11 protein-coding genes and 1 riboswitch are annotated in these 13,109 nt (G+C 42.5%); of the genes, 5 read left to right on the top strand and 6 right to left on the bottom strand.

All coding sequences use genetic code 11. The annotated features are described in order from the left end of the window. The first annotated feature begins 31 nt into the window (after positions 1 to 31). Positions 32 to 1,759: a tetratricopeptide repeat protein gene (locus tag CLV99_RS04060; protein ID WP_133583206.1), complete on the top strand. Its 1,728-nt coding sequence runs from the start codon at positions 32 to 34 to the stop codon at positions 1,757 to 1,759. A 67-nt stretch (positions 1,760 to 1,826) separates the two neighbouring features. Here the strand turns inward: CLV99_RS04060 and CLV99_RS04055 are convergent, their stop codons facing one another. Next, positions 1,827 to 2,471, bottom strand: coding sequence for a hypothetical protein (locus tag CLV99_RS04055; RefSeq protein WP_133583205.1), 645 nt, complete (start codon positions 2,469 to 2,471; stop codon positions 1,827 to 1,829). 102 nt (positions 2,472 to 2,573) lie between these two features. Next, positions 2,574 to 5,489, bottom strand: coding sequence for an FAD-binding and (Fe-S)-binding domain-containing protein (locus CLV99_RS04050; protein ID WP_133583204.1), 2,916 nt, complete (start codon positions 5,487 to 5,489; stop codon positions 2,574 to 2,576). Between the two features lie 234 nt (positions 5,490 to 5,723). Here CLV99_RS04050 and CLV99_RS04045 point away from each other — a divergent pair, with 234 nt between their 5' ends. Together CLV99_RS04045 and CLV99_RS04040 are read left to right on the top strand one after the other, a co-directional pair. Continuing rightward, positions 5,724 to 6,203 carry an Lrp/AsnC family transcriptional regulator gene (locus CLV99_RS04045; protein ID WP_133583203.1) on the top strand — a complete coding sequence of 160 codons (480 nt, stop codon included), beginning with the start codon at positions 5,724 to 5,726 and terminating at the stop codon, positions 6,201 to 6,203. 1 nt (position 6,204) lies between these two features. Next, positions 6,205 to 7,305, top strand: a complete 1,101-nt coding sequence (locus tag CLV99_RS04040) for an EamA family transporter (RefSeq protein ID WP_133583202.1) — start codon at positions 6,205 to 6,207, stop codon at positions 7,303 to 7,305. A gap of 30 nt (positions 7,306 to 7,335) precedes the next feature. Here the strand turns inward: CLV99_RS04040 and CLV99_RS04035 are convergent, their stop codons facing one another. From CLV99_RS04035 to CLV99_RS04020, 4 genes are read right to left on the bottom strand one after another with little or no spacing between them, the layout of a single operon-like run. Next, on the bottom strand, positions 7,336 to 8,613 hold the full coding sequence (locus tag CLV99_RS04035) for a M16 family metallopeptidase (protein WP_133583201.1): 1,278 nt from the start codon (positions 8,611 to 8,613) through the stop codon (positions 7,336 to 7,338). Further along, the gene (locus CLV99_RS04030; RefSeq protein ID WP_133583200.1) at positions 8,606 to 9,856 is read right to left on the bottom strand and encodes a M16 family metallopeptidase; all 1,251 of its coding nucleotides are present in this window, start codon (positions 9,854 to 9,856) and stop codon (positions 8,606 to 8,608) included. The genes CLV99_RS04035 and CLV99_RS04030 overlap by 8 nt, the downstream gene beginning before the upstream one ends. A gap of 21 nt (positions 9,857 to 9,877) precedes the next feature. Further along, positions 9,878 to 10,774: an oxygen-dependent coproporphyrinogen oxidase gene (gene hemF, locus CLV99_RS04025; protein ID WP_133583199.1), complete on the bottom strand. Its 897-nt coding sequence runs from the start codon at positions 10,772 to 10,774 to the stop codon at positions 9,878 to 9,880. Position 10,775: 1 nt separating this feature from the next. After that, positions 10,776 to 11,786 (bottom strand): NAD(P)H-dependent glycerol-3-phosphate dehydrogenase, encoded by a 1,011-nt coding sequence (locus CLV99_RS04020; protein WP_394347248.1) that lies wholly within the window; start codon positions 11,784 to 11,786, stop codon positions 10,776 to 10,778. A 101-nt stretch (positions 11,787 to 11,887) separates the two neighbouring features. Here CLV99_RS04020 and CLV99_RS04015 point away from each other — a divergent pair, with 101 nt between their 5' ends. Together CLV99_RS04015 and thiS are read left to right on the top strand one after the other, a co-directional pair. Next, positions 11,888 to 12,517 carry a sugar O-acetyltransferase gene (locus tag CLV99_RS04015; RefSeq protein ID WP_133583198.1) on the top strand — a complete coding sequence of 210 codons (630 nt, stop codon included), beginning with the start codon at positions 11,888 to 11,890 and terminating at the stop codon, positions 12,515 to 12,517. Positions 12,518 to 12,727: 210 nt separating this feature from the next. Then, positions 12,728 to 12,822: riboswitch (TPP riboswitch) on the top strand. A gap of 74 nt (positions 12,823 to 12,896) precedes the next feature. Further along, positions 12,897 to 13,109, top strand: a complete 213-nt coding sequence (gene thiS, locus CLV99_RS04010) for a sulfur carrier protein ThiS (RefSeq protein WP_133583197.1) — start codon at positions 12,897 to 12,899, stop codon at positions 13,107 to 13,109.

Genomic DNA, 13,109 nt, shown 5'->3' with positions numbered 1-13,109 from the left:
GACTAAAAAAAAGTTAAATTGCAGTCTATCTATGCGCATAATAAAATACTTTATATCAATTGTTATAATTAGCTTATTTTCAGAATTAAGAGCAGAAACAGCTGATTTGTCTATACAGCTGAGCACACTTAAGGATGAAAAGAAACAGATAGAATATTGCCTAAAATTAGATACTAGAAAGGATGGTATCGTCGATTCAAACTACTTAAAACAATACCTACGCCCCCTACTTAATCACAAAAATGTAGGTCTTAAACTCACCTATTATCTACTATTGGCGGATGCCACCTCTATACTATTTGACCAAGTCAATCCGGTCACAAACGCTTATTTCGATCTGGCCATGGAGGTTGCGGACCAAAGTGGTGTGGAAGAGTATCGTTTATTACCACTGATACGGCGAGGCTATTATTATTTTACCTATCGGGAAATATCGACTGCGCTACCCTATTTTCTGTCGGCTTCGAATCTAATAAATGATTTAAACTTGGATAAAGTGCCCCTCGGCGCGGTACATTTACAGTATTCGGCTAATTTTTACGGCTATATCGGGAATTCCGCAAAAGCGCTCGAATATTATAAGAAGGCAGCGGACTATGCTCCCAAAGACACGAGACAAACCATCGATATCCTGAATGCTATAGGAGTTTACTATTATAGGGATAGTATCTATAATAATGCCGAACACTATTATAAAGAGGGATTGAAAGTTGCAGAAAGAACTAAGGATACGGTGTGGGTAGGTATACTACAAGGTAATATCGGAAATATTTTATTGGCAAAAGGAGATACCAGTCGAGCCCTTGTCCTATCCGAAATGAATGTAAAGACATCTTTAAAATACGGAGAGTTTAAAGATGCGATGCGTACATTATTGGGATTGGCGGAGATTGCCGTCGCTCAAAAGAGGTGGAGTCAAGCGAAGGTATACTTGGCCCAAGCGGAATTCTATTTTGAACCCAAGCCTTTCTTTTTAATGTATAAAACCGCTGCTTATGAATTGAAGGCTAAAATCGCTCAGGCAGAGGGCAATCAAAAAGACGCGATCTACTATCTGAATCAATTTATAACATACAACGACTCTACACAGCAACAGAAAGATACCGAACGCCTTCAACAAGCGACATGGAACTGGGAGACCGAACGGTTTAACCTCGCAATAACGGAAACGGAAAATAAAAGAAAGCAAGACCGCTTTCGCGACTTGAGTATTAGTCTGCTCCTGATTCTGACGCTCCTATCCATCACACTGCTCATACATCGTTCGCGGCAGCGTATAAAGATAAAATCCATTAAACTGGAGAAAGAACAACTGGCTCTATTGTTGGAGAAAGAGCTTTTGGACAAAGAACTTGTAAAGTCCAAAACAGAGATGAAAGACTTCTTGATACGGATTAAAGAGAACGAGAAGATAATACAGGATCTAGAGCGGAAACTATCCCAAGCTCAGGTCAATGCTCAAAATGAGAGTGCCAGTGAGATTCAAGAAAATTTGACGCAGATGCTAGAATCTCATATGATGACTGATGAACGTTGGTACAGGTTCAAATCCCTTTTTGAGACGACACATCCCGGCTTCTTCGAAGAGCTCATGCTACGATATCCAAATATATCGGAAAATAACTTGAGACTGTTGACCTTAAGTAAGCTTAATCTGAATAATCAGAGCATTGCCCATCTCTTAGGGATATCCCTTGATGGGGTAAAGAAAGCGAAACAACGGCTACGTAAAAAGATTGACCTGTTCTTAGATAACTAGGTGGTAGAAATAAAAACCGCTTCAATGATTTTAATTGAAGCGGTTTTTGTTTCTTTTAAATCTAACGCTATTTACCCTCGAAAGCCGCTACAAATTGCTTGCGGAAAGTAGAATCCTTTTCCGAAAACTCAAACGCTTTACGGTAGGTGTCCACTACACCGAATACCTCAGCAGGTTCGCCCGCCCCATTTTCAAAAAACAGTTTAAAGCTATACGTAGAAGGTTTAGTTAAATCAACAGTTGTCTTATTGGACGAGAATACTGTCGGCAATATTACTTGGTCTACCATTTTATTGGACGTAGGCTGTTTGAACATAGTTCCTAATGCTTTTACAAAAGCGTCCGATGATGCACCTATAGAAGAAAACTTGATCGACCCTTTGACAAAGCCTGCCTTTTCATCCACCTTTCCATCGTTTGTAAGTCCCGGTTTGATATCCTTTAGTACCTCTATTTTCAATCCAACAGTATCTTTATCGAACAGTGATTTAGCGACGTAAACCATCGAAGAGTCTGTACTAATCTCTTCCGTAAAACGTAAAAACAATTGCTGTTTTGCAGCTTCCGTATTATTGGTCAACTGCTCGATAGTCGGTGTATTCTTTGTAGAATCAGCAGTGTTGGTTTTACCTCCCTGACCGGTATTATTACAAGAAGCCATTGTTACAGCAGCGGCAACTCCTAATCCTAATAACGAATTGATTGATTTCATATGTATATAATTTGAGTTAACATGTCATTATCTTGTTTCGAACACTTAGCAATTTCCAAGATTTCTATTTTATTGTGAAACAATTAAGGTACGACATTGTTTTTACTTAATTAACGCTTTATACAAAATTTCCACAGGATGATATGATTTTCGTCCTACTCCATCCTTAATCTGGTGACGGCAAGACGTACCCGCAGCCGCAATCAACGTCTCTGCCCCTGTACTTCTTACCGCAGGGAGCAGTACCAATTCGGCTACCTTCATTGAAATCTCATAGTGTTCCTTTTCATACCCAAAGGAACCTGCCATACCACAGCATCCCGACGGAATAACCTCAACGGTATAGTTGATCGGCAGGGACAAGAGCTTCTCGCTGATACCTACCAGATGGAAAGCTTTTTGATAGCAATGTCCGTGCAATTTTATTGCTTGCTTCTCCGAACTAAATTGTTCTGGGTGGATATTTCCCTTCTCCACTTCACGGAGCAGGAACTCCTCCATCGTCAGCGCATTTCTTGCAATACGCGATGCTGCTTCTTGTTGGTCTGCGTCGACCAAAGAAAGATACTCATCCCTAAAGGTCAGTATAGCTGATGGTTCAATTCCCAACAGTGGCGTCCCATCATTTATCAACTGGCTCAGGAGTGATACGTTCTTATTGGCCAATGCCTTTGCTTCTTTGACAAATCCTTTGGATAGATAAGTCCGTCCACTCTCTTTATGCGGTGGCACCAGAACCTGGTATCCCAATGCCGTCAACAGCTTATAGGCCGTAATGCCTATTTCTGTATCGTTGTAGTCCGTAAACTCATCGCAGAAGAGGTAAACGCGTTTCTGGCTGATGGGTGAATCTTGTTTTTTAATCCATTGTTTAAGTGTGGTGCCCGAAACACTTGGCAACGAGCGGTCTGGCGCAAACCCGACAACCTTCTTGATTACCTTGGAGAACAAAGCATTCTGTGCAAAAAAGTTATAAACCGGTGCCACCATTGACCCCAGCTGTTGGCTCTTGGTAAAATTGGCAATCAGCTTAGAGCGAAAAGGTGCACCATGCACATCATAATATTGCTGTAAGAACTCCGCTTTCATCTTCGCGACATCTACACTCGACGGACACTCGGTCTTACAGCCTTTACAGCTCAAACAGAGATCCATGACCTCCTTAATTTCTTCGTGGTCGAAGCGGTTCTTTTTAGTCGAGTTTGTCAAAAACTGACGCAACATATTTGCGCGTGCACGGGTTGTGTCTTTCTCATTGCGGGTAGCCATAAAAGAAGGACACATGGTACCGCCAGTAATCTCCGTCTTCCGACAATCGCCCGAACCCGAACATTTTTCGGCCAATCGCAAGATACTTTCGTCCTTCGTAAAATCGAAATACGTCTTTATAGCCTGTCCATCTACAGGTTTGTCATAACGCAGTGAGCTATCCATTGGTGGCGCATCAACGATTTTATTTGCATTGAATATGCCTTTGGGGTCAAAAATCCCCTTGACCTCCCGCAACAGCTGGTAGACATCCTCACCCAATACCTTAGCGATAAATTCCCCGCGCAACCGGCCATCTCCATGCTCACCACTGAGTGAACCATTATATTTCAACACCAGATCAGCTGTCTTATCCAATATATCGCGGAACTGTTTCTTTCCTTCAGCAGACTTCAGATTGATAAAAGGCTCGATATGTAGCTCCCCTGCCCCTGCATGCGCATAGTATGAGGCGTGAACACCCTGTTCTTTCAATAATTGCTGCACGTCAGCGACGTAAGCAGGTAGATCTTCCGGCGAAACAGCACAATCCTCAATCAGGTTGACCGGTTGGCTATCCCCTGGAAGGTTGCGGATCAATCCCAATCCCGCTTTACGTACATCCCATACGAGATTAGTTTCTTTCGCATCCGTAACCAAAGGATAAGCATATCCGAATCCAGCAGCAATCAACTCCTCCTTTAGAAGTTTTGCTTTTGCTTGAATCTCCTCTTTACTATCCGCGCGGAATTCGACAATCAAAAGCGCTTGTGGGTCACCCTCAATAAAGAAACGGTTATACTGGTAGGTAGGATGACCTACGGTAAAGTCCAAAATATATTTATCTACCAACTCGGACGCTTCCGGATTGTGCTTCAGCGCAATCACATTAGCCCGCATGCATTCGACCATATCATTAAAATGCACACAAAGCAATCCGATTTCCTTCGGCGGCAAAGGACGCAGGTTCAACACCGCTTCGGTGACAATCCCCAAGGTTCCCTCAGAGCCTGCCAGTAGATTACACAGATTGAAAGGCGCCTCTTTGTCCACGAGATAATCCAATGCATAGCCTGTATTACGTCGTGTAATCGTTTTCTTTGGAAAGCCCACTTCTATCGCTTCGATGTTTTCTGTCTTTGTCAACAAATCATTCAAGGCACGGTAGATATCCCCTTCTCTCCCTTTGGCCGATAGTTTGCCAAAATAAGCCGTAGGTTCTAGTTTTTCAAAAACCACTTCACTGCCATCGTTGAGCACGACATTCGCGCTGATCAGATTCTCCCGCGTATCACCCCACACAATAGAATGTAGTCCCGATGAGTTGTTACCAATCATTCCGCCTACCATCGCTCTGCTCGCAGTTGAAGTTTCTGGTCCAAACATTAAGCCATGCGGCTTAAGGTACGCATTGAGATCGTCTCGAATCACGCCAGACTCAACCTTCACCCATCGCTGTTCTACATTCAACTCCACTATTTTGTTGAAGTATTTTGACACATCAACCACGATACCACTCCCTACGACCTGTCCAGCTAGTGAAGTACCTGCCGTGCGGGGAATTAGGGTGACTTGATTTTCATCGGCAAACTGTACCAACTTCAAGATATCACTTTTCGTATAAGGAATCACAACGGCAAGGGGCAGTTCTTGATACACTGATGCATCCGTAGCATAAGCTAATCGAATGGTCTGGTGTTTAGGGTCGGTAGGATTGTAATATAACTCTCCGTCTATATGATGGCTTAGTTTCTCTAGCGTTGACAACATGAAATTCTTCTTTAAATCTAATAGATAAACAAATCTAATCAATCTTACATTATTTTTATGTATCTTGTAGAGAAGGAATGTTATTTTATGCAACAAAATATATTAAATACGCAAAATAACGCAAGTCGAATCCTATTGCAGAACCAATACCCCTACCTACTTAATTAGAATATTATTCATATTATAACAAAAAATTGTGAATTATATTCTAAAAAATATTAAATTTGCAGAATTATGTCAAAATTAGAAGTATCATTAGACCATATTGACTATCAAATTCTCCGCATCATGCAGAATAATGCCCGGACCAACAACGCGGATATCGCGCGTGAACTCGGCATGGCACCCTCTGCTATCTTGGAGCGAGTCAAGAAGTTAGAACAGAAGGAAGTTATATTACAGTATAACGCTAAGATTAATCCGGCGGCTTTAGACCAAAATTTACTGTCATTTATATTTATCAAGACATCAGACATTATCGGAGAACAGGGCGTTGCTTATCTTTTGGCCGAAATCCCCGAAGTTCAGGAAGTGCATGATATCGCTGGCGATGACGGTTATCTTGTTAAAGTACGTACGCACGACGCTGCAGGCCTAGTCGACCTTATGCGCAATACCCTTGGGAAGATAGAAGGCATCCTGTCTACCCGTACAACCATCGTTCTACAAACGGTTAAAGAAGAACAAAAACTGGTAATTCCTTCAAAAGATTAATATGGAAGAAAAGAATCCTTCAGTAGCGCGCATAGTCTTCGCTTATCTTGTAGTCTATATCGTGTGGGGCTCCACCTTCTTTTTCATCGAAAAAGCACTTCGGTCTTTCTCCCCTTTTGTGTTGGGTTCTATTCGCTTTATTATAGCTGGAACGCTTCTAATGGGGTACTGTGGATTAAAAGGGTACAAAATATTCAATAGAGCCGATGTCAAACAGGCTATATTTGTGGGTTTTCTACTTCTTTTCATCGATATGGCTGCCATTATCTGGTCCGAACAGTACATATCCAGTGGTATTGTATCGATCCTATCCGCGGCTACAGCGATCTGGTTTATCATCTTTGACAAGCCGAAGTGGAAAGAGAACTTTTCGAGCCTACCGATTATTATGGGGTTGATCTTGGGGTTTACGGGAGTAATCATGCTGTTTGCAGAGCAAGTCTTTGGGCAAACCGATGATGGGGAAAAATCCCAAAACCTTATTGCGATGGGGGTCCTTATCCTAGGTACCATTGGCTGGACAATAGGCTCCCTGACCTCTAAGTACAGTCAAAAGGAAAAGACAGAAAAGAGAAAAGAACAGCCCTTAAACGTTATCGTAAAAACAGCCTGGCAAATGGTAACCGCCGGGGTTGCCTTTACGACCGTTGCGCTGTTAAATGGAGAATATAAAGCTTTTGATTATAAAGCGGTCTATCTGGCAGATTGGGGCGCTATAATCTATCTGGTTACCTTCGGATCTATCCTAGCCTTTAGTTCGTACATATGGCTTCTACAGGTCAGACCGGCAACCGAAGTCAGTACCTACGCGTACGTCAACCCAATTGTAGCGTTACTATTAGTACATTTCTTTACAGACCATCAGGTGACACCATTACAGATAATGGGGCTTATTGTAGTCTTATTCTCGGTGCTACTGATGAACTGGAACCTATACAAGAACAACAGAACCATACGTGCACTGCGCTATAGAAAGAAATTAAAACGTGTTAAAAATATGGCACCAAAGAGTAGTATCCCTAGAATTATAGAGGTTGCCGATTTTAATGCGAAGGAGAAGAAAAAGCAAGTTGCTAAAGAAGCGAAGAAAGAGAATAGTTAGAAAGCATTTTTAAATAAAATAGGGAAGTATTTAATACTTCCCTACAATTACTTTAGTCAGCTTATCAAAGTCGAAATAGCGTACCGCAATCTCTTGGACTCGCTCTGGAGTCATCATACGCAGTACCTCGTGATAATAATGATAGTAAGATAGGTCAAGGCCACTAAAATAAACCGCCTTAAACTTGTCTACATGTGAAAATATACTTTCCAGACTACCCAAGAGATTTCCCTGCATATAATTACGTACCAAATCTACCTCTTCTACAGTCGCAGGCTCCTCACGTAAGCGCTTAAATTCTTTCTCTATTTCTACCAAGGTTGCGTTGGTGACATCTGCTCCCACCTCCGACGCTAACGTCATGAAAGCCGTATGCTTCAAACTGACGACAGCCGAACCAATACCATAGGTATAGCCTTTGTCTTCGCGGATGTTGCGCATCAGCCTTGAGCCAAAAAAACCTCCCAGCAACGTGTTTACAAACTGTATAGCCGGAAAATCCGGATGTGTACGACCTTCGGTAATGCCCCCCATACGAATAGCAGACTGCAGAGCTTCCTCTTTAGGTTCTATCACCAGCTTTCCATTGTCGGGCAAAGGAAGGCCTATAGCATTTCCAACAGTGGTCTTGCTTTCCGCCCAATCCTGGCCAAACAAAGTATCCACTAAATCCTGAAGCTCTTGGTCTACCCTACCTGCAATCAGCAAGGTGCAGTTATTCGGACGAATCTGTTGCTCAAATAGCGAATAAAGTTTCGCTCTGCTGAGGGTATCGTAGTCTTCGAGATCCGCTACAGCACCGTATTGGTTGGTGCCAAATAGATGTTTGTAAAACAAGCGACGGGCGACAACATCATTCTTTTGTAGCGCTATCTGTAGGCTCTGCTTATTATTCCGGATGTAGGTTTCTAATTCCTCTTCAGGGAAAGTAGAATTCATCAAAATATCGGCTATAATAGGCAGTACTTTGTCTACATGTTTCCTTGTGGTGTACAAGGACAAGGCGGTATAGTCAAAGCTATACTCGGGCATAAGATAAGCACCATAGAAATCTATTTCTTCGGCTATCTCCGCGCTAGTTCTCGTGGTTGTACCCTCTTTTAACATCGAGGATAGTGCAACGTTTAAAATCGGTAATTCCGACTTCTCATAGTGGTTCTCGAATACAAACTCAAATTTCATCAGCTCCAAGTCCTCGCTGTGAAACAAGAAGGTACGCAGTCCATTACTGTGATTTACAACTTCGGGCTGTACCAACTCTAGGTCGCCGATAGCTTGATAAGGTGGCGGTTCCAGTCTATTAGGCATTTACACCTCCTTTTGATTGGTACCACAATGTTGATGAGTTCTCCATTCTAAATATTTCTGTAGCTACACGCTGTACGTCTTCAGCAGACACCTTTAAATACTTTTCGTTTTCGTCGTTATATTCTTGGGCATTGCCCAGCGCTTCATAATAAGCTAGGTTCATTGCTTTATCCAGGATGGATAGTTCCGAAAATAACAAGGTCGATTCTATTTTATTCTTGACCTTTTGTAGTTCAGTCTCAACCACCGCACTGCTCTTTATTTTGTTTAACTCTTCCCAAATAATCCCTTCCGCTTCTTCTAGGCTAATACCAGCCAATGGTTTTCCCTCAATAACAAATAGATTGCTATCAATACTACCTGTTACATAAGCATTGATTTCGGAAAAGACCTGTCTTTCTTTGACCAAGGAGCGATACAATCGCGAAGACGCACCTCTAGACAGAATATCTGACAGTAAATCCATCGTCTGATAGTCCTTTGAGAACCTATCGCAACCGTGAAATGCAATGTATATGCTATCTACAGGCACATCAGCCTCGACCACCTCCCGTCTAGCAGCCTCTTGCTTCGGTTCCTGTGGCAGATTACGAAGGTAAGACTGTCCTGAAGGAATTTCATCAAACCACTTCGCGGCCAATGCCTTTACATCCTCCATCTTAACATCTCCTGCAACAACCATTATTGCATTCTGAGGAGTATAGAACTTAGCGAAGAAGCTTTTGACATCTGCCATAGTCGCGTCTTCGATATGCTTGAGTTCCTTACCTATAGTCGCCCATCGGTAAGGGTGCACCTTGTACGCCATAGGGCGCAAGTGCAACCACACATCCCCATAAGGTTGGTTCAGGTAGCGTTGTTTGAATTCTTCACACACGACCTGACGCTGCACTTCCAAGCTCTGCTCACTAAAAGCTAAGCTCAACATGCGGTCACTCTCCAGCCAGAATGCAGTCTCTAGATTGGAAGCAGGCAATGTGATATAGTAATTTGTGATATCATTGCTCGTGAAAGCATTGTTCTCACCTCCGACCTGCTGTAAGGGCGAGTCATAATTAGGGATATTCACCGAACCACCAAACATCAAATGCTCAAACAGATGGGCAAAGCCTGTCTGTTCTGGAGATTCGTCACGGGCCCCTACATTATATAAAATATTAACAACAGCCATGGGTGTAGTATGATCTTCATGTACCAATACTTTCAATCCATTGCTTAAAGTAAACCTTTCAAAATTTATCATAAAAGACGTTAAAACAGATTCTTAAACCCAATTGACTCCTTTTCGTAATAAAGAAATTGTTTTGGCTTCCTCAGAATCTGCTGTCGGTGTGAAATTATAAAACCAATTAGCCTGAGCAGGCAAGCTCATGAGAATAGATTCGATACGTCCATTGGTCTCCAACCCAAAACGTGTACCCGAATCGTACACCAGATTAAACTCTACATAACGGCCACGACGTAGCAATTGCCAGTCTTTTTCTGCCGCTGTATAGGTCTTGTCGCGGTGTCGGTTTACCAGTTCGGTATACAACGGAGCGAATGCACGACCTAAATCACAAGAGAAGGCAAATATTTCGTCATAACTCAACCCTGTCTTCTCCGGAGTCAGCTTATCGTAAAACACTCCTCCGATGCCCCGTGTCTCATTTCTATGTTTAATAAAGAAGTAGTTGTCCGCCCAGGTCTTGAACTCTTCGTAGAAGCTGTCTTTGTGTCGGTCACATACATCCTTGAGTGTCTGATGAAAATACCGTGCGTCATCTTCCTGTACATAGTGCGGTGTCAAGTCGATGCCACCTCCAAACCAACGAACCTCATCATTCAATTCGAAATAGCGAATATTCATGTGGATAATAGGCACATGCGGATTATTGGGGTGTATCACGATAGATACTCCGGTAGCGAAAAAGTCTTCGGAATCGACTCCAAATGCTTTTTTTATCGTTTCCGGTAACTTGCCGTGCACCGCGGAAAAGTTAACACCTCCTTTTTCGAGGATATTACCATTCTGAATAATACGGGTTCTACCGCCGCCACCGCCTTCTCTCTCCCACAGCTCTTCTTCAAACTTAGCTCCGCCATCCAACGCCTCGAGAGCCTGACAGATTTCATCCTGAATACGCTGATATGATTCAGCAATCTCTTCTTTCAATATCATCTTATGTAAAGTCTTTTGCCAGTTTAGCTACTTCAGCACTCGCCGGCTGATGATTGTACAATACCTGGAATACCATATTGCATATCGGCATAGTTAGTCCGAATCGCTGAATCACACTCTGTATACAAGCGGAAGCGTAATACCCTTCAGCCACCATATTCATCTCCAACTGAGCGGACTGAACGGTATACCCTTTACCAATCATGTTACCGAATGTACGGTTACGGCTAAATTGCGAGTAAGCTGTAACCAACAAATCACCGAGGTAGGCCGAAGCTTTAATATCCCTATATTGTGGTGCCAATGCTTCTACAAAGTAATTCATCTCGCGGATTGCATTTGAAATCAATACCGCTTGAAAATTATCCCCATAGCCTAGTCCGTGGCATATTCCTCCAGCTAGGGCGTAGATATTCTTTAATACAGCGCCATACTCGATACCGATGACATCATCAGAGATAATCGTATTGATATAACGCGACGCATACAATGCAGCCACCGCCTTCGCTTCCTCTGCTGTACTACTAGCAAAAGTTAAGTAAGACAGCTTCTCCTGCGCCACTTCTTCAGCGTGACAAGGGCCACCGATTACGACAATACGCTCCAGCGGAATACCGTAATGTGTACGTAGGTACTCTCCTACAATCTGATTCTCATCAGGAATAATTCCCTTAATGGCGGAAACAATCGTCTTGTCCTTAAAGTCCGCAGCTGTAAGTCCCTCCAATGCAGACTTCAAATAAGCAGCTGGAGTATTTAACACGATAATATCACAGGGTGATACCACAGATTTGACATCAGAACTGATATTTTCGGGCTGTACCTTTACCTCTACAGCGCTTAAGTAGCTCGGATTATGCTTATACTCTCTAATAAACGTTACATCCTCAGGTTTACGAACCCACCAAAATACTTCTTTGGAAAGCGTGCTATCGGTCAACATCTTAATCATCGCTGTCGCCCAGCTTCCGCTCCCAATTATTGCAATCTTTGATTTTGAATTATCCATCATTCCAGGCAAAGATAATTAATAATAAATTAACAGCCCTTTTAGGGCTAGATTAATTATATAAAAGTGACTTTTAGTATATTCACCCTTTCAATCCAATATCCATGCAAAGTACGCTATCAGAACAAGAAAAAATGATTTCAGGCGAGCCCTATTATGCCAATCGGAAGGAGTTAACTACGCTTCGGCTCGAGGCGCAGCGTTTATGCTTCAGGTATAATCAAATAGACCCTAAAAACCATAGGGAACGTAAGAGCCTTATCCGCGGACTATTCGGTAAGACAGAAGGATTATTCTGTATAGAACAGCCTTTCTACTGCGATTATGGGTTTAATATTGAAATTGGAGAGTCCTTCTTTTCGAATTACCACCTAACGATTCTGGATTGTGCTCCCGTAAAAATAGGAAATAACGTTATGCTGGGCCCCTCGGTATCCATTTACACCGCTGGCCACCCTATACATCATGAGCTGCGCAATACTGGACTAGAGTACGCCCTGCCTGTAACCATAGGTGACAATGTCTGGATTGGAGGCCATGTCGTCATCAACCCCAATGTAACCATCGGCAACAATACCGTGATCGGTTCGGGTAGCGTGGTAACCAAAGATATCCCGGACAATGTTATCGCTGTAGGCAATCCCTGCAAAGTACTTCGTGCTATCACCGAAGAGGACAAGAAATTCTATTTTCACAATCGGCCGATTGAATTTGACACCGATATAAAGGAATAAATAAAAAAACCTGGAGCTGGGAACTCCAGGTTTTTACCAAACCAATTATTAACCTAAATATGAAATTATGAAATTTTTACTTTCTTTTAATACCAAAACGCCGTTCCTCCCCACTTAGTATAAAAGATACTCGGTATTAACACTTTTTAACAAAAAGAAACAAATACCTGAAAAATTTTTATTTCACAACAATATCCCTTATCCTTGTATCAAATACTTTAGGGGTGTCTGCAAGGCAGGCTGAGATTTTACCCTTGGAACCTGATCTAGTTCATACTAGCGTAGGGAAAAGTAAGTGTACCTTTCACTTAATGGCTATCCATCAATAGCTATGCTTTGACTGCATCCCTAAAGTATTAATAGTAAACTATTTAATACGATGCAGATAAAAGTTAACAATCAATTTCACCAACTTCGGGACGACTTACCGCATTCACTTGCCGATACCCTGTCGACCTTGATTCCAGATTTAAAAAGCAATGGTATTGCTGTAGCCCTCAACAACCAGGTTGTGCCCCGCAAGGACTGGCAGGCTACGCCTATTTCAAACCAGGACGAAATCCTCATCATCACCGCTACACAAGGCGGCTAG

Origin of the sequence: Sphingobacterium yanglingense, assembly GCF_004363245.1 — a bacterium.
Lineage (GTDB): Bacteria > Bacteroidota > Bacteroidia > Sphingobacteriales > Sphingobacteriaceae > Sphingobacterium > Sphingobacterium yanglingense.
This window is presented reverse-complemented; position numbering and strand designations above follow the sequence as displayed.

Coding starts and splice junctions, on each gene's coding strand:
- CLV99_RS04060 (WP_133583206.1), top strand. CDS start 32: ATGCGCATAATAAAATACTTTATATCAATTGTTATAATTAGCTTATTT.
- CLV99_RS04055 (WP_133583205.1), bottom strand. CDS start 2,471: ATGAAATCAATCAATTCGTTATTAGGATTAGGAGTTGCCGCTGCTGTA.
- CLV99_RS04050 (WP_133583204.1), bottom strand. CDS start 5,489: ATGTTGTCAACGCTAGAGAAACTAAGCCATCATATAGACGGAGAGTTA.
- CLV99_RS04045 (WP_133583203.1), top strand. CDS start 5,724: ATGTCAAAATTAGAAGTATCATTAGACCATATTGACTATCAAATTCTC.
- CLV99_RS04040 (WP_133583202.1), top strand. CDS start 6,205: ATGGAAGAAAAGAATCCTTCAGTAGCGCGCATAGTCTTCGCTTATCTT.
- CLV99_RS04035 (WP_133583201.1), bottom strand. CDS start 8,613: ATGCCTAATAGACTGGAACCGCCACCTTATCAAGCTATCGGCGACCTA.
- CLV99_RS04030 (WP_133583200.1), bottom strand. CDS start 9,856: ATGATAAATTTTGAAAGGTTTACTTTAAGCAATGGATTGAAAGTATTG.
- hemF (WP_133583199.1), bottom strand. CDS start 10,774: ATGATATTGAAAGAAGAGATTGCTGAATCATATCAGCGTATTCAGGAT.
- CLV99_RS04020 (WP_394347248.1), bottom strand. CDS start 11,786: ATGATGGATAATTCAAAATCAAAGATTGCAATAATTGGGAGCGGAAGC.
- CLV99_RS04015 (WP_133583198.1), top strand. CDS start 11,888: ATGCAAAGTACGCTATCAGAACAAGAAAAAATGATTTCAGGCGAGCCC.
- thiS (WP_133583197.1), top strand. CDS start 12,897: ATGCAGATAAAAGTTAACAATCAATTTCACCAACTTCGGGACGACTTA.